Source organism: Treponema phagedenis, from assembly GCF_008153345.1.
GTDB lineage: Bacteria > Spirochaetota > Spirochaetia > Treponematales > Treponemataceae > Treponema > Treponema phagedenis.
In genome coordinates, this window is the sequence record NZ_CP042818.1 from 1,794,386 (window position 1) to 1,815,814 (window position 21,429).

17 protein-coding genes are annotated in these 21,429 nt (G+C 37.9%); 14 read left to right on the forward strand and 3 right to left on the reverse strand.

Features of this window, described 5'->3' with window-relative positions; genetic code table 11:
• The first annotated feature begins 246 nt into the window (after positions 1–246).
• The 9 genes from FUT79_RS15550 (at position 247) to FUT79_RS15345 (ending at position 7,523) form a co-directional block, all read left to right on the forward strand.
• A complete protein-coding gene (locus FUT79_RS15550; protein ID WP_024752627.1) occupies positions 247–1,770 on the forward strand; it encodes a peptidylprolyl isomerase in 1,524 nt (507 codons plus the stop codon).
• A gap of 2 nt (positions 1,771–1,772) precedes the next feature.
• Positions 1,773–3,395, forward strand: coding sequence for a 6-hydroxymethylpterin diphosphokinase MptE-like protein (locus FUT79_RS07935; protein ID WP_024752628.1), 1,623 nt, complete (start codon positions 1,773–1,775; stop codon positions 3,393–3,395).
• 154 nt (positions 3,396–3,549) lie between these two features.
• Positions 3,550–3,963 carry a Fur family transcriptional regulator gene (locus FUT79_RS07940; RefSeq protein WP_002700512.1) on the forward strand — a complete coding sequence of 138 codons (414 nt, stop codon included), beginning with the start codon at positions 3,550–3,552 and terminating at the stop codon, positions 3,961–3,963.
• Between the two features lie 161 nt (positions 3,964–4,124).
• Entirely contained in the window at positions 4,125–4,700 is a 576-nt protein-coding gene (gene rbr / locus FUT79_RS07945) for a rubrerythrin (protein ID WP_002700510.1), read from the forward strand.
• Between the two features lie 379 nt (positions 4,701–5,079).
• A complete protein-coding gene (locus FUT79_RS15325; RefSeq protein ID WP_148889474.1) occupies positions 5,080–5,685 on the forward strand; it encodes a hypothetical protein in 606 nt (201 codons plus the stop codon).
• Positions 5,686–5,712: 27 nt separating this feature from the next.
• Entirely contained in the window at positions 5,713–6,273 is a 561-nt protein-coding gene (locus FUT79_RS15330; protein WP_148878936.1) for a hypothetical protein, read from the forward strand.
• A 72-nt stretch (positions 6,274–6,345) separates the two neighbouring features.
• A complete protein-coding gene (locus tag FUT79_RS15335; RefSeq protein ID WP_197071858.1) occupies positions 6,346–6,633 on the forward strand; it encodes a hypothetical protein in 288 nt (95 codons plus the stop codon).
• Entirely contained in the window at positions 6,570–6,833 is a 264-nt protein-coding gene (locus tag FUT79_RS15340) for a M20/M25/M40 family metallo-hydrolase (protein WP_202951654.1), read from the forward strand. Before FUT79_RS15335 ends, FUT79_RS15340 begins: the two co-directional genes overlap by 64 nt.
• Positions 6,834–6,839: 6 nt before the next feature.
• On the forward strand, positions 6,840–7,523 hold the full coding sequence (locus FUT79_RS15345; protein WP_206172955.1) for an amidohydrolase: 684 nt from the start codon (positions 6,840–6,842) through the stop codon (positions 7,521–7,523).
• 78 nt (positions 7,524–7,601) lie between these two features.
• On the opposite strand, the gene FUT79_RS07965 is transcribed toward FUT79_RS15345, so the two are convergent.
• Positions 7,602–8,861: a CapA family protein gene (locus FUT79_RS07965; protein WP_024752629.1), complete on the reverse strand. Its 1,260-nt coding sequence runs from the start codon at positions 8,859–8,861 to the stop codon at positions 7,602–7,604.
• A gap of 127 nt (positions 8,862–8,988) precedes the next feature.
• On the opposite strand from FUT79_RS07965, the gene ppdK reads away from it, so the two are divergent.
• The 3 genes from ppdK to sdaAA all read left to right on the forward strand — a co-directional run bounded on the left by ppdK (position 8,989) and on the right by sdaAA (position 13,930).
• Positions 8,989–11,679: a pyruvate, phosphate dikinase gene (gene ppdK, locus FUT79_RS07970; protein WP_044634562.1), complete on the forward strand. Its 2,691-nt coding sequence runs from the start codon at positions 8,989–8,991 to the stop codon at positions 11,677–11,679.
• A 653-nt stretch (positions 11,680–12,332) separates the two neighbouring features.
• Positions 12,333–12,995, forward strand: a complete 663-nt coding sequence (gene sdaAB, locus FUT79_RS07975; protein ID WP_024752631.1) for an L-serine ammonia-lyase, iron-sulfur-dependent subunit beta — start codon at positions 12,333–12,335, stop codon at positions 12,993–12,995.
• 8 nt (positions 12,996–13,003) lie between these two features.
• A complete protein-coding gene (sdaAA, locus tag FUT79_RS07980; RefSeq protein WP_024752632.1) occupies positions 13,004–13,930 on the forward strand; it encodes an L-serine ammonia-lyase, iron-sulfur-dependent, subunit alpha in 927 nt (308 codons plus the stop codon).
• 91 nt (positions 13,931–14,021) lie between these two features.
• Here the strand turns inward: sdaAA and FUT79_RS07985 are convergent, their stop codons facing one another.
• Entirely contained in the window at positions 14,022–15,209 is a 1,188-nt protein-coding gene (locus tag FUT79_RS07985; RefSeq protein ID WP_024752633.1) for an HD-GYP domain-containing protein, read from the reverse strand.
• A 146-nt stretch (positions 15,210–15,355) separates the two neighbouring features.
• Between FUT79_RS07985 and FUT79_RS07990 the strand changes: the two genes are divergently transcribed.
• Positions 15,356–16,168 (forward strand): hypothetical protein, encoded by an 813-nt coding sequence (locus FUT79_RS07990; protein WP_024752634.1) that lies wholly within the window; start codon positions 15,356–15,358, stop codon positions 16,166–16,168.
• A gap of 1,064 nt (positions 16,169–17,232) precedes the next feature.
• On the opposite strand, the gene FUT79_RS07995 is transcribed toward FUT79_RS07990, so the two are convergent.
• Positions 17,233–18,663, reverse strand: coding sequence for an MGH1-like glycoside hydrolase domain-containing protein (locus FUT79_RS07995; protein WP_024752635.1), 1,431 nt, complete (start codon positions 18,661–18,663; stop codon positions 17,233–17,235).
• Positions 18,664–18,774: 111 nt separating this feature from the next.
• Here FUT79_RS07995 and FUT79_RS08000 point away from each other — a divergent pair, with 111 nt between their 5' ends.
• The gene (locus FUT79_RS08000) at positions 18,775–21,180 is read left to right on the forward strand and encodes an asparaginase domain-containing protein (RefSeq protein WP_024752636.1); all 2,406 of its coding nucleotides are present in this window, start codon (positions 18,775–18,777) and stop codon (positions 21,178–21,180) included.
• Positions 21,181–21,429 lie beyond the last annotated feature (249 nt).

The following is a 21,429-nucleotide window of genomic DNA, read 5'->3' on the forward strand; positions in this document are numbered from 1 at the left end:
ATAAACGGCGGCGTTTTTATTAACCTCTACAATAAAACAAATAAACTGGAGTATCAGGCAAAACTCAATGTCAAGATGTTTTTATTCTTCGCGCGTGTGCGCCCTTGAATATTTTGCCCCTAAAAAAAGAAAATTATCACAGATTAAAGACAACAAAAATCACGGTAATTGACATTGCATGTTTTTAATGGTATCTTATTTACCATTAAAATACAGCACTATTCATATTTTGAAGGAATGAGAACGATGAAATTCGGAAAACAAATCATATTAACAGTCGGCGGCATTATCATTTTTTTGTTTGCGGTAATTGCCTTTGTATTTATTCCCGGAGCGGGCGGCTTCGGAAGAAACAGCGGGCTTATCTCGCTGGGGACGTGGGACGGAATTCGGATAGAAAATACGCCCGACGGGTTGTTTGCAAAACAATATGCCATGATAAGCAGGGCTGCAGAACAATACGGTTTATATCCGAATGATCCCGCGCAACGCGAAATGATAGATTATCAAATAATGCATATTGCCTTTCAGGCGGCAGTAATAGAGCTTGCAAGCATGCAAACAACACAAAAAAGCGGTTTTGTGCTTACCTCTGATATGCTTAACAAACATCTTATTCCTTTCTATTCGGATTCCAATGGTATATATTCTCCGCAAATTTATCAAAACACTTCCGAGCAGGTAAAGCTTGCCCGCCGTAAGGAAGTATCCGATGCAATTTATTCATCTCAATATTTTCAAAATTTATTCAGTAACGGAAATGATTTTTCCGGTTTAAAAATGAGCGAAAATGAGGTGAAATTCATTAAAGACATGACAAAGGATGAGAGAAGTTTTCAGTATATTGTTATTACCGATAAAGTTTTTCCTGCAGAAAATATTGTTAAATATGGAAAAGAACATAAAGATTTATTTGCCGTACATCATTTATCCATGTTGACCTATGCAACACAGGAAGAAGCAAAAAAGGTCTTGGATTTGCTTAATAAAAAAGAGACAAGTTTTGAAGATGCCGTTGCAACCGGATCGACTAAAACAGGCACAGATTCCGCCGGCAAAATGACTCAATCATATCGCAGCGATGTAAATGCTATGTTTCCTGAAACAACGGATCTTAATGCAGTTCTTAACTTGCAGCCGCAGGAACTGAGTGCTGTGGTAAAAACGGGAAGCGGTTTTGCCATTGTACGCTGCGATGCATTGCCGACAGAACCTGATTTTGCTTCCGAAGAAATGCGAACGCATGTTTTTAATTATCTTTTAAATAATGAGCGCGGAATTGTTGAAGATTATATAGCTGATGAAGCAAAACGTTTTGTTGACGAAGCAAAAAAAGAGTCTGGTTTTGGTGCAGCGGCAAAAAAAGCAAATCTTGATGTTTTAACCAGTAAGTCATTTTCGATTAATTACGGTAATGTTTCAGTATTACCGCAGCTGCCTCGACAATCGGATCCCGCTTTTTCAGGAATTGAACGAAATGAAAACTTTTTTAAAACAGCCTTTTCTTTAAAAGAAGGGCAAATATCGGATCCTATTTTATTAGGAAATCAGGTAGTAGTATTAAAATTGCATGAAAAAAAGATTTCAGATGAATCAGTGCTTAATACCACTGCTGATAGCTACAAACAAGCAGTAAATGCATGGTATGATCAATTCCCGATTTTTATACTCGGATTTATGCAGCTTCCATGGGGGCAGCAAACCTGCATCGACTATATTTTAAACAGTCCGAAATTTAAGGATACTTTTTCAAATATGTATCGTCGCTAAACATGGAGCATAAATCAGTATCGGAAGCCCCTCAACTGGTAAAAACAGCGGGGGGCTTTTCTGTTTTTTATCGAAACACGTATCTTTATTCAAAATATAATGCAGCCAGAACACATGAGAAGCGCGCTGAAGCGTTATCTCCTGCGGAAAATACTTTAATACTCTGTTTTTCACCTGTACTTGGATACGGATTAAAAACAATTCTGCAAAAACTCCCGAGCTCCTCATTTTTACTCTGTCTTGAATATGATGAAGCTCTTTTTCAGCTTTTTACCGGTTATACACAGCAAACGCTGCAAACTGCCGACAATTACACAGTACTTTATACTAAAAGTATATCCGATCTTATACGGAAAATTGAAAATCTGCCTTTATTTCCGTTTAAGCAGGTTCTGTGTATAGAAGGATCGGCGGGAACCTTTTTTTATCGGGATTTTTATGAGAACGCCGAAACCTTTGCTCGTGAAGCGGTCAAAAGATATTGGGTAAATAAAGCAACGCTCATTCATCTGGGAAAAAAATATGCACGGAATTTTTTTGCAAACTATAAAGAGGCTGCAAAAAATCTTACACGTTTTAAAAAATTTCCGAAAAAATGTCTTTCCGTACCGATTCTTGTTGCGGCTGCGGGGCCGGGGCTTGATAAAGCGCTGCCTTTTATAAAAAAAAACAGAGATAGTTTTTTTTTGCTTGCCGTTGATGCGGCTCTTCCTGCCTTAGCACCGGAAATTATCCCCGATGCGGTTGTACTCCTTGAATCACAAGTTTGGATTACGCCTTGTTTTATCGGCTTTACAAATAGCAAAATTCCGCTTTTTGCCGACTTAACCGCTTTTCCGCAGGCAGTAAACGCTTTAAGCGAGACAGTGTATTTCTTTTTTACCCAATACACAAAGGCTCGTTGGTTAGATCGTTTACAAAGGGTAGGGGAGACTCCCGCCGTTTTTCCGCCATTAGGCTCTGTAGGTTTAACAGCCTTGCAGATAGCATTAGCGCTTTCAGAAAATGACATGCCCATTTTTTATACCGGATTAAATTTTTCATGGGGGAAAGCCGCTACACATGCGAAAAAAGCACCCCAGACTCGCACTCTCTATAATACTACCGATCGTTTTTATTCACTCTATCCTGAAAATACGGTATTTCCTTTAGGGTACCAACATATGCAGGGAATACAGAATACGGTAACGACAACGCCCAATTTACTCAGTTATGCAAAAATTTGCGATACGGTTTTCGGGCAGTATAAAAATCTCTATAACCTTGATACCGAAGGGATTCTGTTTAAAAACAAGAGAATTGATTTCAATACAGCAGAAAAAATTTTAGCTTCGGCAAAAAAAAAGGGGAACAAGCTTTTGTCTGAAACGGAAGAAAGCGTATTTAACGAGAAAATAAAAAACTTTTTTTCATCAGAGAAAAAGCGTCTCATTGAGTTAAAAGCAATTTTTACCGGAGTTGCAAAAGATGATCCTGAAAAAGTAAAGCACATAATAAAGGAATCCGACTATTTATATTTGCACTTTCCTGATGTTACCAAAATTTCCGATAAGGTATTTACCGATGTAAGTTTTTTAAAAAGAGTCAGAATTGAAATTGATTCTTTTATTAAAACGTGTTATTAATTGATGTCCATTTTATAAAACAGCAAATAATTATTTGTACATTGTTTAAAAATATCTAAAAAACTCATTTTACGCTATAACAATAAAAAAGATTGACTTTTATTTTTAATTATTATATATTAGTAATAGATACTAATATGGAGCAGGTATTAGCATGAAAATTTATAAACATTCAAAACAAAGACAGGCACTTCTTTCATTATTACGGTTTTCAAAAAATCATCCAACCGCTGCTTGGCTTTATGATGAACTTCGTCGAAAAATTCCTGACATTAGTCAAGGAACTGTTTATAGAAACTTAAATGTATTGGTGGAGCAAAAGCTTGTGCGCGTCATAAATTCCGGTTCAAAGGCTGCTCGTTTTGATGCCGATATGTCTCCACATTATCATGTAATATGCACTTGCTGCGGTAAAGTGCAAGACATTACGTTGCCGCCGGATATGCAAAAAAATGCTCAAGCGGAAGCGATAAGCGGCTATAAAATTGAAAATCATAATCTTGATTTTTTCGGGATTTGTCCTGATTGTCAAGAATCGCAGGAAAAAATTCAATCATCCGGTATATAATTACCGTTTCTATAATCACAACGATAATTATATATCTCTTTGCTAAATATGCGAAGAGGTTTTCTTATTTTGCTCCCTCTCGTTTTATATTGAGTATGCAAACAGGTGTAAAACGAAATAACAAGGGGGCAAAAACAAAATTTTTTTTATAGGAGTAGAGTATGAAATCACTCAAAGGTTCTCAAACAGAGAAAAACATTATCGCTGCTTTTATCGGCGAATCTCAGGCACGTAATAAGTATACTTTTTGGGCAAGTCAAGCCAAAAAAGAAGGCTTTATGCAAATTGCGGCAATCTTTACGGAAACTGCCGATCAGGAAAAAGAGCATGCAAAGCGATTATTTTCCTTCCTTGAAGGTGGTGAAGTAGAATTAACGGTTTCCGCCGGAGCAGGAACAATCACTTCCACCTTGGAAAATTTAAAACTTGCTGCCGAAGGGGAAAACTATGAATGGCAGGAAATGTATCCTTCATTTGCAAAAGTTGCCCGTGAAGAAGGTTTTACCGAAGCAGCAGTTGTTATGGAAAATATTGCTATTGCAGAAAAACATCATGCAAAACGCTATGAAGCCTTTATTAAACATCTTGAAGATAACGATATGTGGGTTCAGGAAGGTCCGACTACTTGGCGCTGCATGAACTGTGGTTTTATCTACGTAGGAAAAGAAGCGCCTAAAAAATGTCCCGCATGTGCACACCCGCAAGGCTACTTTGAGCGTCTTGTAGAAAACTGGTAAAAAACACAGCCTCTTGCAAAAAAGCAAGGGGCTTTTTCTTTTAATACAATAGCTAAAAAATAAACTTCAGAAAGTAAATAAATATCACACAATCAATAATCTTTTATTTTAAAATCAAATCAATTTACATATTTACCGCGTTTGCGAGTTATACGTCAGTTTTTACTGTCCCATTTTCATCTAAAGCACCCTCTAAAAACTCTTTTTTAATTAGCATAATTCAAATTTATGTATAAAAATACTAAAATATTTGTAATTTTGTATATATATACGGTTGTGATTATTAAAAAGATGTAATATAATCCGCTGCTAACAAGATGTTCAAAAGGTATTGAGCTTGAATGTCTTGTAATTTTCTTTATAGAGGAGGTTACTGAAAATGAGTGCAATTTTAGCATTAGTTTTGGTATTGGTAACCATGACAATCGGAGACATAGTTTCTACAAAGACAAAAGCCTTTGTGCCGTCGGTTTTTGTTGCGGGAGTTATTTTCCTACTGGGATTTTGGGCTGTGTTTCCTACGGACATGATTTCAATAGCAACACTCGGTCAACCTGTTGCGGGAGTAGCTATTTACATACTCATCACGCATATGGGTACAATGATGAATGTAAAAGAGCTGATGTCTCAGTGGAAAACAGTGGTTATATCAATTGCAGGAATTGCCGGCATTATCCTTTTTTTGATGACAATAGGCGTTCTTATCCTTGGCAGAGAAACCGCAATTGTAGGAACTCCGCCGCTTACCGGAGGTATTGTTGCAGCGCTTTTAATGCAGCAGGCTGCAAAAGCCACAGGCAATGAAAACCTTGCGATAGTTGCAATTCTTATTTATGTTGTACAAGGCTTTGTCGGCTATCCGATAACATCGGTACTTTTAAAAAAAGTGGGTAAGAGATTATTGGAAGGTTTTAGAAAGGGTGAAAAAGTTTCCGTCCAAACAACCAGAACTTCGGAAAGCGATGCCAAAAAACTGCTGCCTTAACTGCCTAAAAAATATGATACCACGTATATGGTACTTTTAAGGCTTGCCTTTGTGGCATGGCTTTCAGATATATGTACCAAAGCACTCAACACCTACGTTTTTCACAACCCGAAAGCACTCTCGCCGTTTGTAGCCTGTCTGATATTCGGTGTAATAGCTGCCGAAATCGGTTTGGTTGACAGAAACCCGCTGAACAAGGGAAATTCATTCGGCTGGCTCATATTGGTTCTCATGGCATTTGTCCTTGAAGGGCTGTCTCTTGCTACGCCGGACATGCTTTTACAAGCTGTTCTCCCATTGGCCGGTATCATTATTATCGGAGTAATAGGATTGATCATTGTAACAATTATCGTCGGTAATTTTCTTGGCGAATCAAAATTCATGTCTTTACCTATAGCATTAAATGCCCTATACGGCTTTCCGCCAAACTATGTGTTAACAAAAGAAACAATACAATCTCTTACCGAAGATGAAGAAGAAATACAGTATTTGACCGATATTATGATGCCAAAAATGTTAATCGGCGGATTTACCTCGGTAACCATTGCGTCGGTAATTATCGGCGGAGTATTTGCGGGAATGCTCTGAAAGAGTGTTTTTAGATATAAAAATTTTATGCAGATAAAATAGTAAAATAATTTAAATGAAGGAGTTTATACTATGAATATTAACGATAGAGCAAAAAAATATGAAGACTATGTTGTTAAGCAGCGAAGATATTTTCACATGCATCCGGAAGCAAGCACCAAAGAATTTGAAACCTCAAAGTATGTTCAAAACGAATTGCGTAAATTGAATATTCCGTTTGAGGTATTTGCGACAACAGGCATTATCGGCAGAATTACGGGAACAAAACCCGAAAACGAGTCCTTTTGCGGGCGGATATGGATGCGCTCGAAGTATATGAAAAAAACGAGGTGGAATATAAATCTCAAAATGAGGGATTGATGCATGCCTGCGGACACGACGGGCATATGGCAATGCTGCTCGGCGCGGCACATATTCTTAACGAAGTAAAAGATCAGATATCCGGAGAAGTTGTGCTGTTTTTCCAGCCGGCTGAAGAAGTTGCATCCGGTGCAAAAACAATGATTGCAGAAAGTAAAATTCTCGATACCGTCGATGCCTGTTTTGCGATCCATTTATAGCAAGGGGTGGAAGTCGGGAAAGTTTCTCTGGAAGCGGGAGCAAGAATGGCGGCTGCAGACCTTTTTAAAATCAAAATTATAGGTAAATCGGGGCATGGTTCAATGCCGCAGGATACAATTGATGCGGCACTTACCGCTTCGGCTGTAGTAATGAATTTGCAGCATTTGGTAAGCAGAAATACTAATCCCATGGATACTTTGGTAATTACAGTAGGAAAAATGGTTGCAGGAACAAGAATGAATGTGATTGCGGGAGAAGCGTTTCTTGAAGGTACCGCCCGATCGTTCTCTAAAGAGGTTTGGGAAAAAATCCCCGACATGATGAAAAGGGTAGTGGATAATACTTGTGCCGCCTACGGAGCAAGCGCAGAAATAGACTTTACAAGGGTTACGCCCATGCTCATTAATGATCAAAAAATTTCAGCAATTTTAGCAAAATCAGCTGAAAAAATCGGCGGAAAAGATTGCATTGTTGAGTATGAAAAAACACCTGGTGCGGAAGATTTTGCCTATCTCACACAGAAAGTTCCCGGTGCTTTGACCTTTATCGGCATTCGAAATGACGCAAAAGGAATAAATGCTCCGCACCACAATGATTGTTTCAATATGGATGAGGACGGACTAAAATTAGGCACAAAATTATACGCTCAGTTTGCCCTCGACTATTTAGAAGATACCTTAAAGGTCTGATATTCTGTTATAAAAAAATACTCGGTTTTGCGATACGCAATGCCTTAAATTACGGCATTTGCGTATCGGCTATTTTTTTTATTGTGTAATAAAATCTCCTCTAAAATTGTTTTTATATCGAGCGGCTTGCTTGTTTTTTTTAATCGGCAAATATGCGTGCATAAGTTCATACCGTTTCAAAAAATACTCTTTTTCTTTTTGGGGTAGGGTTTCAATCCATTCTTTTGTAAAAAGTTTTACTATAGGACCGCTCGCATGATTGTATTGTGTAATTAAAAAAGGCTTTAGCTCAATGTTTTTTTTGATTTTACCGTTTGCTTTTGTAAAAGTTGCCTGAATAACAACCGCATCTCCAGTATATTCCCGATAGTAATCAGGATTAGTATACTGTACTTTTACACGTTGCCCCGAAATAAAATTCCCCATTGAATACATAAAAAGGCAGTTTTTCGGTTCAACCGGTATCTCGGTTTTTCCCTGTTCCGTTGGTAAAGGAGTTCGCTCAATTTCTGCGATCGTCCATTCTTGCATAACGTGCGGATGATGTGCCCACACAATATCAATGCCGTTTTCCGCTAATTGCCGAAACCATTTTTTTTTGCTTTCTAAAACAGTTCTTTTATATTCTTCTTCATAGAGGTGAAGGCTTAAAACAAAGAGATCACAGGGATTTTCTTTACGCATTTTTTTTATATTTTCCAGTAATTGCGCTCTTCCTTTTTTTGTCGGCGGACTATAATTCAATCTTTTCATTGATGCATCGTATGAATTAAGAATTTCCGTTACCGAAAGAAAAAGAATTTTCCAACCGTTATGATTTATCATAACAGGACAAAGTTGCTCATCAACGGTGTTTTTTAAGCCTGTATAATAAAGTAGACGGGTAGGGGAGGCTGCCGAAAATTCTTTTTGTAAGGCTTGTATTGATTGTATACTTCCCTCGATTCCTTTTACCTTTTGATCATTTGTATGATTATTTGCAAAACTGAACGCATCAAAACCGGCAGATATTGCTGCGCGAAGATAAGAGCGGTGAACATTGAAACAAGGATAGGTTGACATCGGTAACGAATCGCAAACCGGCGTTTCTACATTTATAAAGCTTAAATCATCCGAAAGAAGCAGCTGCCGCAAATCATCGTAAATAAGGTCATAGTTTTTCATTTTGTAATTTATATCATGAGCCATTAAGTCCCCCGCAAAGGTGAGGGAGAGTGTTTCGATTTTCGGTTTTTGCTCGGAAACTTCGGTATCTTGCTCAGATGCGGTCTCATTGCTTTTGCAGGAAAAAATAAGCAAAAGAACCGTCAAAACACAAATAGTATTTATTTTCTTCATAAATTTTATATTATATTGACATGAAGTTTTATACAAGATAAAATAGTCTGATATATTTCAATTAAGAAACGATATTTTGATATTCAATAAAAATACGATATTAACTTTACACTTAAGGAGAAAAATCATGGCAAAAGAAAAGTACGTGTATTTTTTCGGAAATGGTTCCGCTGAAGGCGATGGCAGTATGAAGCAACTGCTCGGCGGAAAAGGCGCAGGTCTTGCAGAAATGGCAAAAGTAGAACTTCCGGTACCCGCAGGATTTACACTTACAACAGAAGTGTGTGACTTGTATTACAAAAACAAGAAATCCTACCCCGATGGATTAAAAAAAGAGGTGCAGGACAATCTTAATAGGCTTGAAAAGATTACCGGAAAAAGGCTCGGCGATCCTAAAGACCCCTTACTTGTTTCCGTTCGATCAGGCGCGCCGGTTTCCATGCCCGGTATGATGGAAACAATTTTAAATCTCGGCTTAACCGATGAATCTGTAAACGGGTTGGCAGAAAAAACAGGAAATAAACGTTTTGCACTTGATGCTTATCGCCGATTTATTATGATGTACGGCTCAACTGCTATGGGAATTGACCGTGAAAAATTTGACGAAATCTTTAATTCGGTTAAAGAAAAGAAAACGCGGGTGCGGCTTAATATTCAAGCTGACCAAAAAGTTCTTGATACCGAAATAAATGAGTCTGAACTTGAAATAATTATTGAAAAGTTTAAAGCCCTATATAAAAAAGTAATAAAAGAAGATTTCCCCCAAGATCCTCAAGAGCAACTTTGGGGTGCTATCGGTGCGGTCTTTAATTCATGGATGGCTGAAAAAGCGGTTACCTACAGAAAAGTTGAAAACCTTGTCGGTATTAAAGGTACCGCGGTGAATGTTATGCAAATGGTTTTCGGTAACAAGGGAGACACTTCCGGTACCGGTGTTTGCTTTACCCGCGACCCGAACACCGGTGAAAATGCTTTTTACGGTGATTATCTTATTAATGCGCAAGGTGAAGATGTTGTTGCCGGTATTCGAACTCCAATGCATTTATCTGAATTTGAAAAAAAAGATCCTGAAAGCTACAAACAACTCTGCGATGTGCGCGATTTACTTGAAAATCATTTCCGTGACATGCAGGATATGGAATTTACCGTAGAGGAAGGAAAGCTTTACATGCTGCAATGCCGCACGGGGAAACGTTCTCCGGCAGCAGCATTTAAAATGGCTGTTGATATGGTAAAAGAAAAGCTTATTACCAAAGAAGAAGCAATTATGCGCATTAAAGCAAGCGATATTGAAGGTGTTTTTTATCCGGCAATTGACCCTAAACAAAAAAACTTAAAAGAATCATACATTATGAGCGGAATAGGTGCAGTTCCCGGAGCTGCTACCGGTAAAATCTGTTTTTCTGCATCGAAAGCGGAACAATTATGGAAAGAATCAAAAGAAAAACTTATTCTTGTCCGTAAAGAAACAAGCCCCGAAGATGTCGGCGGTATGTATGCCGCTCAAGGTATTTTAACCGGTACCGGCGGAAAAACAAGCCATGCGGCGGTTGTTGCACGTGGCTGGGGAAAATGCTGTATTGTCGGATGCGAAAAGCTCACTATTAACTATGAAGCAGGCGAGTGCTCTTATAACGGCATAGTCTTAAAAGAAGGGGACTACATCACCCTTGACGGAGCTCGCGGAGATATCTACAAGGGAGAATTACAGCTGATTCCCCCGAAACTCCCCGAATCATATAAAACCCTTATGAGCTGGGTTGACGATATTCGCAAAATAAAGGTTCGTACAAATGCTGACAGTCCTGCTGATGCAAAAACGGCAATTGAGCACGGAGCTGAAGGTATCGGTCTTTGCAGAACCGAGCATATGTTCTTCAGTGATGAAAAGCGTATATCCGCAATTCGTGAAATGATCATTGCGGAAACCTCTGAAGGAAGAAAAAAAGCTCTTTCTAAATTATTACCGATACAAACAAAAGATTTTGAAGGAATATTCAAAGCAATGGACGGAAAACCGGTTACAATCCGTTTGATTGACCCGCCGCTACACGAATTTGTTCCGCACGATAAAGAAGGACAGCAAAAACTTGCAGATGACCTTAAAATTGCCTTTGCCGATGTAAAGCGAAGAGTAACCCAATTACATGAAGCAAACCCGATGCTTGGACACAGAGGCTGCCGTCTTGCAATAACATTCCCTGAAATCCTTGATATGCAGGTAACCGCAATCATCACAGCCGCATGCAATATGCAAAAGAAGGGCATTACCGTTCTTCCGGAAATTATGATTCCGCTTACGATTGACGCAAAAGAATTTCATATTCTTGAAACAAGGGTTCGTTCTGTTGCCGATGCCGTTATTGCAAAAAAAGAAAGTACGGTAAAATATCTTGTCGGAACCATGGTTGAAACACCTCGAGCGGCGATTCTTGCAGATACAATCGCCGAATACGCAGAATTCTTCTCATTCGGTACCAACGATTTAACTCAGATGACTTTGGGTATAAGCCGAGACGATGCGGCAAAATTCTTGCCTGATTATGTAGATGAGCAAAAAACAGGTATTTTCCCGGCAGATCCGTTCCAGTCCTTGGATCAGGAAGGAGTCGGGCTCTTAGTAAAAACAGGCATCGAAAAAGGACGCTCTGTTCGCCCGACATTAAAAGTTGGTATTTGCGGCGAACACGGCGGCGATATGGAATCGGTAAAATTCTTCTGCAGAAGCGGCATGGACTATGTTTCCGCATCACCGCTTAGAGTTCCGATTGCACGATTGGCTGCAGCACAAGCACAAGTTGCCGCTACCAAAAAATAAACACCAAACAAAATAAAGAAAGAGGGCTGAGGTTTATAAACAAGAGAAATTCTTTTAAACCTCAGCTTTTTTCTTATTTTTTGCACACTTTTAACTATGTATAATGTATGTTCTGTCTACTTGATTGTATCTTTTACCGGCGCAAACACCAAAATTATGGTAAAATAAAACTTAACCGCCAACGTTATCTACAACACCTACGGACGTTATTAATAAACAGCGATTTTTAAAAAAGAAACCGACACGGCGCAACGGTGAGCAAAGTTTACCATAGTCATTTGGCGATACACACCTTAAGGAGCTTTTTCACTTCTTCAAATTAATCACAAATCACAACACTCAAGCGTTTGGCTTTTTAAAATTTTAAAAAGCAAAACTATTTAATTAACGCTCCGGTTTACCCCTTAATGGTCGTGTATTATTTTTTATACAGTCTAACACCTCTTGGTGGCTTATATGATTTTTTTGTTGTAATTTTTTACACATGTTAAAATTCTTGAAATTTGAAAAAAAGATAATCGAATATTTTGCTTGTGATTTTCCTACTCTTATGGTATTATCTATCTATAACTAAACTATAGTAGTAGCTAAAACAAGATGATTTTGAAGTCAAAAATTTAAATTTTTTAAAGAAGGATTTAAGTTAAAGCGCAATGAATGTGTTTGATATTATAGGTCCTATAATGATAGGTCCTTCCAGTTCTCACACTGCTGGAGCGGTACGTATAGGTTATATGGCAAGGCTTTTATTGGGTGAAGAAGCCGTGCATGCGCATATTCTTTTACACGGATCCTTTGCTCATACTTATAAAGGGCACGGAACGGATAGAGCTCTTGTGGCCGGCATCATGGGAATGAAAACAGATGATGAACGTATCCGAAAAAGCCTAAAAATTGCAGAGGAAAAAGGTTTACACGTAGAATTTGAACCGGGAGAAATTTCAGACGCTCACCCGAATACCGCATTAATAACTCTAACATCGGCAACAAATAAAAAAATATCTTTACAAGGGTCTTCTGTTGGCGGCGGTAATATCATTGTTACAAAAATTGACGGTATGGCGGTCAAAATAACGGGTCAATCCCCTACCCTTGTTGTCGTACATAAAGATACCCCGGGAATGATAGCTGCAGTAACCAAAATTATGGCAGAGCAAGGATTAAATGTATATAAATTCGATCTTGCACGTGATAAAAGAGGCGGAACCGCTATTATGTCTTTACAGGTAGATGGTATAAACTTAAATCACACACTACAATCAACGATTGAACAAATTGAAAATGTTCAAAAAGTTATTCTTATTCAACCTTATTAGGAGTCTTCATGATTAGCTATGAAACGATTTCGGAATTGGTAGAGATTGCAATACAAAAAAATGAAAAAATTTCTGAAATAGTACTGCAGGATCAAATAGTACAAATGGAAAAACCTCGAGATGAGCTTTTGAAGCGGATGGAAGAAAACCTCGATGTGATGCTTGATTCTATTGAAAAAGGCAGTCAGAAAGGGGTAAAATCAAAAAGCGGACTTACAGGCGGGGATGCGTATCTATTAAAACAAAAAATTGAAGCTGACTCGTTTTTGACGGGACCGTTAATGGCTAATGCCATTCAAATGGCAATTGCCGTCTCTGAAATCAACGCTGCAATGGGAAAAATAGTTGCTTCGCCTACGGCAGGATCCTGCGGCATTTTACCTGCAGCGCTCGGTTCAATGATTAAAATACAGAAAACAGCAAAAGCCGATGCTGTTTTATCCTTATTTACCGCCGGTGCCATTGGAATGGTTATTGCAAATAAAGCAAGCATTGCAGGAGCTTCGGGAGGATGTCAGGCAGAATGCGGCTCCGCATCCGCTATGGCAGCAGCCTGTATTGTAGAACTATCAGGCGGTACTGCGCAAATGGTTCAAGAATCCGTTGCAATTGCCTTAAAATGTATTCTTGGTCTTGTCTGTGATCCCGTGGCGGGGCTGGTTGAAATTCCCTGTATAAAGCGAAATGCTTCGGGGGTTACCCTTGCGTTCACCGCTGCGGAAATGGCCTTAGCAGGCATAAAAAGCATTATTCCTGTCGATGAAGTTATTCTTACAATGAAACGCATAGGAGACAGTATGCCGAGCAGCTTAAAGGAAACAGCGGAGGGAGGGCTTGCTGTAACTCAAACAGGAATAGAACTTCAAAAAAAAGTATTCGGCTCAGCTGATGTCAACATCGGTTTTTCTTGTGCAAGTTGCGGCGCATGCGGTTAAAAAGTATCAGCTATTTATCGGTTATATTCAAATATATTCAAAAAACTACAGTTTTTAAAATACTGAAATGAAAGGGCGCTGTACTCAAAACTCAAACTAAACCTTGATTTTGTTTCATTTTCTCAATTTCAGCTTTTGATACCGGTCGTACAATTTGTACATCTTTTGCCGAAGTTCCGCGTATGATTGGACCGCCGGATTTTGTTGTTTCTCCGTAAATTTGCACAATCGGATATCGGGGATCCTTGGGGTTTGTATCAATAACCTGTGCCATTTTTCCGTTTGATAAATGCACATAAATACCGATAGGATAAAATGAAAGAGACAAAAGCAGTGCACGTAAAATAGATTCATCATATTGCTTGTTTTCATTGCGTATCAGGTTCACTATTCCCGAGGCAGCATTTTGAGCTTCTTTATACGGACGGTGAGCAGTTGCCGCTTCATATGAACATGCCACAGCAATAATTTTTCCGTAATTTGAAATTTTAAATCCATCTAACTTTCTCGGGTAACCTTTACCATTTTCTCTTTCATGATGCTCAAGAGCACCGAGACAAATCGGTAATGCAAATGATTGTTCTTTTAAAATATTATACGAAAGAATGGGATGGGCAAGTATTGCACGCTGCGCTGTAGGATTCAATGTTTCATTTGCCATATATACCTGCTCAGGTATCCGCATCATTCCTATTTCATGCAATAAGGTAGCGACCGCAAGTTCAATAAGTTTATGTGGCTGCATTTTTAGCTGTAATCCTATAATAATTGCAAAAATAGCCGATCTGAGAGAATGAGCCGCCAAATAATCTTCAACTTTATACTCCATAAAGGCGGGAAGCCTTAAAACAAGCTGCTTATCTTCTTTTATGAATTCGCAGAGTTCTTTTGCAGTATCAAAAATAAGTCTTGAATTTAAACTTTGTTTTGTTTTATAGCCTTCATAGGTTTCTTTAACGAATGATTGGAAGCTATTATATTTTTCCCCGATTTGTTGAATTTTTTCTTGCTGCTCTTTTTTTACTGCTAAAGCTTTTTCATCGGTTTGAGAGCTAGGAGAATTGCTACTTTCAGCAACAACGGCGACTGTTTTTTGCTGAGGAGCAACAGAAAAGTTTCCGTCAGTATAAATAGCGGTAAAATCCCATTTTAGGAGTTTTTGTTGTAAATCTTCGGTAAAAGGTTGTTCGGGAATTAAAATTAAAAACTTCTTATCAATATAAACATCGTCAGAAAAATATATAGGATTTTTTAATTCTGAAACGGTATATGTATTCACTTTAATTTACTCCTGTAGTAAAATAGTTTTGTTTTTATTTTTAAGGTTGAAGAAAAATACAACACGCACAACTTTTAGTATTATTATCTGCACCTTGTAAAAGTATCGACATATATCTGCGCTTTCTGTAGTATAGGAGATTTTTGATGAAATTAAAAGTACTTGTAATTATTTTTAATACTGTTTTAATTCTTATGTTTTCCGTTATTTTTCTATTTCCGGTTTTTTTCTTAAATGGTGATTTTATGCACGAGTTTTGGATAAAAAACTGGTTTTTTTTACCGATTTTTTTCATTCTCTTAGGAATAGTTAATATTATTTTTTTAAAGAATTGGAAACTTGTTTCCTATATTGAAGAAGAAGATTGGACAGCGCTGACTATGTATCTTGAACAAGAGATATTTGATAAAAAAAAATTGAGTTATAAAAAAGTTCGTCTTCTCAGCGAAACCTTATTGCTTTTAAGTGATTTTTCCGGTTTGTCTAAACTGGAAACCGTACTGCGAGCAAATAAGCCCGGCTATATAATAAAACTTGCCCCGAAATTCGCAGCAGCAAAAATGCTTTCAGGAAATTATCAAGAACTTTGTGCCTTTTCCAATAAACTTGCCGCCCGTCCTGACAATACTCATCCGTGGATAAATTTTTATGCAGCTTTTTCTCATCAAATGTTGAAAGAGTATACTGTTGCGGCGGAAAAATTTTTAACACTTGCAAAAACAAGTACCGATCTTATTATAAAGGCTTTAAGTGCGTATTTTATTAAAGAAGTACTTTCACCGTATTTGGAAGGAAAAAAAGAAAAGGTTAATCAACTCGCCTTATCAATAAAAGATGAAATCAAAAAAAAATATAACCGTAATCAATGGGATGAATATATCGAAAAAGAGAAAAAAGAAATCGATGTGATGGTTTTGACAAAAATTATAAAAGAAACAAATGATTGGATTTTCACATAAAAATAGTACCTCTGACAAAAAGATATTTTTGTCAGAGGTACTCAAAGCAAAATTACTGTTTTTGCTAAACGGAATCCGGATGTCAGTCTGTATGCCGTTCTTTTATGTTATCGGCACCAAAAACAAATACTTAAATTCTTTTTATAAAAACAAGTAAAAAAAGTACTGCTTCCCCTACCCTTTTTATTCAGCATTTCTGTTACATGTTTTTTAAAATATCGGACACATTTATAGAAATCGTAAAGCGGACATCCGTGGCGGTTAACCACAGAAATGCTAAATCCCGCAAACCGCCTGCTGACATTCCCGAGCAATATAACAGCAAGTGTAGCATTTTGTAATTAACTTCCTGTTATAAAAATCGGGGTATCAACAATAAGGGGCTGCAGATTTCAGCATTCCTATGGTAAATTGCCCACCGTTGCAAAATTCCAAACGATGTTTTAAAGCACCAACACAAAATTATAAAATTGAAGCTTTAAAACTCGTTGGCAAAGCGGAGGCAAATTATTAACGCTTTGCCCTATGGTAAGTTTACCCACCGTTGCGCCGTGTCGAACTCTTTTTATATAAAATAAATTTGATTAAGATAAAGGCTCTTTGCAAAGCTTTAAAACTCGCAGGTTTGGTTTTGACAAGGACGGCAAAACTCAGAACGGGCACGGACGCCCGTGGTTCCATGCAGAAGCGACGTTTTAAAGCAAAGTAATTTACCAAGCTTTAAAACTCGCAGGTTTGGTTTTGACAAGGACGTCAAAACTCAGAACCGCCACGGATGGCGGTGGTTCTAAACAGAATTGAGTTTGAAAACTACTACATTTGTATAATAGGAGTTTTCAAACTCGCAGGTTTGGTTTTGCCATGGACGGCAAAACCAAACCGTTGTGTCTGACTCTCTTTTTTATAAAACTTTTACGTTTGGGTACGATGTATTAAAAAACGAATCGACTTATTAAAAAAACGTTATACAAGTTAATCACCGGACGTTACATTTTTTATTAAAACTCCGTATAGTAAGTGTTATCGGGAGGCTAAAAAGCTAAGCTTGAGTTTAAAAAGAGAACTTATAGTTTATCAATAAGCATAGAGCATTTTCCTGAAGGAATGGGCAGTGTCTTTTTTTTCTGACCGAGGATATCAATGGTAAAGTAATATAGTTTTTCACTTTCCATATGAATTTCCCATCCACGCTGACTTTTTGAAGAAAGTATTGTGATTAAATTTCGCTTTAAGCTTAGATTTTCAATGCCCATAATTTCCAAATTCGGAATAACCCAATCAACTGTTTTTCTTGGTAAGCTAATAGACAAACCTACAACATTTTCTATCATCAATGTTATGGTAGAAAGGGCGGCAAAGGGAAGATATTGTTTACGCGGAAAACCTTCTTTATTTGTCCATTGTGCAGGCCCTTCTTTGGTAGGCAGATATGCTTCCCATAGTGCACCTTTTTTATGATTACCGTTAGGGGCAAGCGCATCCAGCATATAATATAAATGCCGAATCGCACATTCACGAGCCAGTTCCCAGCGATTGTATTTTTCAAGCCCCTTGATCACAATAAAATTAAGCGGAGGGAAAACACTGCCTCGATAGCCCATTCCTCTTTCATCAAATTCTTCATCATCAGCGGAAAGACTTGGAATAGGATGATCAAGACCGAATGTTTTAGGATTAGTCAAATGCTGTGAAAGCAGTTCAGCTTTATCTTCATTCGGAATTTCCGCCAGTAATGGCCAAAATCCTGCAATGGTTTTAGCAGGCAATCGTTTTTCATCGGCATCCAAATCATGATAAAAATTTGTTTCATTATCCCACATCAAATTATTGATTCTCGTTTTTAAGGTAAAATAAATGCGCTTATACTGAAAACTTAACTCTTTATCATTTAAAATATCTCCGAGTGCAGAAAGATAGAGCGCATTTATTGCCAATGCGGCATTAAAATCTACCAGATACGCTGCTTTTTTACGCGGAGAATTTTGCATTTCCGTTGCGAGCAGCGGGACCTTATATAGTCCGTTCGGTTTTTTAAAGGTTTCTTCAATCCAACGCATGTATTTTACTAATATCGGCATAACTTCTTTTATACGTTTTTTATTAGCTGTTTTATGAAATATATTAAACTCAGCCCACGCAAAAAGCGGCATTCCGATACCTTCGGGATTTCCTTTAATTATTACCGGCTCTTTTGTATCAAGATTATACTTCCAACGAATTGCTCCTGACTCTTCCTGCATTCGATAAAAAAAATCTAATGATTTATGGATATTATAATTTCTATTTGAATATACCAGAAAAAAAGAAGAAAAAATTGTTTCATATTGATTGATAATCGAGCCTTCTTTATCGGGATATATAAAATATCCTTCAGAATTATTTTTATCACCATCTTTCGATATGCAAAAATCCTGTATCCACGCCCATGTTCTGTCATAAATATCAACAAAATCCTGATCGTAAAAATGAACCCGCGGAAAATCTCGTTTATTCACCGTAACCTCTCAAGTAAAAGTGCAAAATATTGTAGCGGGTAGTATATCATATTTTTTGGAAAAATTATATAATAAAATGATTTTTTTTATAAAATAAAAAGGGGAAAATCGGTGTATCAATCCTTTGTTTTTCTTGAAACCAGAGTGCTTATGCCTTCCGATAAAAAGGCGTTTTGTGATTGTAAAACAGGAAACAGTCCGGAAACCTGTTCTGTTTGTCGAAAAGAAATCAGCTCGGCTCTCCCCATACCTAAGGATTCGGCTCTTTGTCATGCATATCAACTTGCAAAAATGTTGCACTGTACCCTTTTATTTGAAGTTCCTTATGAACGGCTCATCGGTACTCCCGAAACTCCGAAAAAATACAGTTTATTCGGTGCTTCATTAAAAATTGCCGAAAACGGATATGTTAATATTGAATTTCATCGACATAAAAAACGTATTGCTATTACTGAAATCCGTTTTGAAGAAGATGCGGGAAAACTTATTCATGGCGCAGAGAAAACTTTTATGGATTATACCTGTGCGGGAATGCCAAGCATTCGAATCAGAACAGGGGAAAATATTGAGCTTGGAGAGGAAGCTGAAGTTTTTCTGACAGATTTAAAACAAAAACTTGAATACATCGGAATCGGTTCTGAGGGTTCTGTTAATAGAATTCGCTGTAATGCCTATGCGGCAGTAACCGAATATCGTAACAAACCAAAGCATTATGTAAAACTACGTAACCTCAACTCTTTTAACTTTGTGCGGAATGCAATCAATGAAGATCTCAGACGTCAAGAAGCCTTGCTCAAAAACGGAAAAGAAGTTTCTTCTGAAAGCAGACTGTGGAATGAACGGCTTGGCTACACTGAATCCTATAAAACAAGAGAATTTATCGATTCAGTACAAGCTGTAGTCTTAAAAAATATTCCCCCGTATCTTACCTCGGATAAATGTAAACAAAAACTGCTCACCATGCAAATTGAAGACCCGAATGAAAGAGAGTTAAGGTTTGTTCGGCAGTATCGACTTCCGCTTAAAACTGCAAAAACACTTTGTACCGATAAAAACTGGGCTGATTTTTTTGAAGAAACGGTTAATCGTATGATAAAACCCTATGTTGCGGCACAATGGTTTTTAACGGAAATCCCAGGTTCTTTAAAAAAAATGAGTTTATCGTTAGAAAAATCTTCTCTTACCGCCGAGAAATTTGCTCAGGTACTGCATTTATTTGAAAAAAAACATATTAATCGAAATATTGCCAAAAAATTATTGCAAGAGCTGCTTATCTCGGATGCGGAACCTGAAATTGTTTTAACTCAAAAACAATGGCAACAGGTTACTGATGTGAAGATATTAAAAGAACTTATCAGAACGGCTATTATTGCTAACCCATCCGAAGCGGAACGCTTAAAAGAAGGCGATATGCGTCCGCTGGAATTTCTTACCGGGATTCTAATGAAAGAAACACGCGGGCTCGCGGATCCGCAAACAATTAAACAACTTATTAAAGAAGAATTAAATATCAACATTGTTTATGTGCTTTCGATGGGGGGCACTATATCTGCACTGATAAAAAAAGGAGAGATCGAGGCAGGACATGCGGAAATTTTAAGCACACTGGTAAAAAATCAACAAAATGAAAAATATATTCGATTTGAAACCGTCTCTTCAGAGGCGCTGCTAAGTGAAGAAATTGAGCCTGCGGATTGGGCAAAATTGATTACCGCAATCTGCGAAAAAATTGCAAGCGGAACGGCAAACGGTATAGTCCTCGCACACGGCACGGATACGCTTGTTTACACCGCTCCCCTCATATACTGGCTTTTTGCAGACTCTCCCGTGCCGATTGTGTTGACCGCCTCAAACACGCCGCCGAATCACCACGCGGAAAACATTGCCGAAAATGAAGCTGGCAAGAATTTGAATGCGGCGATTAATCTTGCCCATGAAAAAACCGAGGGAGTTTACGTTGTTTTTAATGGAGAAATATTATCTCCGCTCAATCTGAAATTCTTAAAATCGTCGGGAAATTCCTTTGTAAACCGGAATATGAACACCCCCATTTTTACCGGAGAAGGTTTACTCACCGACTATTCGGAAATGGAATCGGCAGTTTTTGAAAGCCTTCTTTCAGCGGCTGCGGAAAACATGCTTTTAATCAAAATGTATCCGGGAATACGAAAAGATTTTCTTCTTAAATGCTTGAATGAAGGTATTTCTCATTTCTTTCTTGAGCTTTATGGCAGAGGAACCGCAAATATGAGAAACAGTCTTTACTCGCTGAACGAATTTTTCAGAAGAGGCGGGAAGCAACAGTGCAGATTTTATTGTACTTCTCAGCAAGAAGAGCCGGTGGACTTTTCCCGCTATGTAAGTTCACATAGTGTATGGAAAGAAGGAGCTGTGCCAATGGGAAATTTGACAACGGAAACCGCCATCGCCTTATACTATGCGGCAAGTATTGTCTGCGACACCGAAGCGGAACTTGATGAAATCATGGAAACATATAGCAAAATCGACACCAATTGATTTTTTAAGCAATCTCCTCCTCAATATCAAAACCGTATCCTTTTTTCTATCTCGCTTTTCAATAGTATAGCGTTTTTTTAATAACTCGAGCCGTTTTTAATGCAATTTTATGCAAATCAAGACAATTTTATAAAAAGAGAGTCCGACACGACGCAACGGTGGGTAATTTACCATAGTGATGCTGAATCCGGTAAGCTTTACAAATACTTTTGCTTTAAGACGTCGCTTCTGCTTGGAACTACGGGCGTC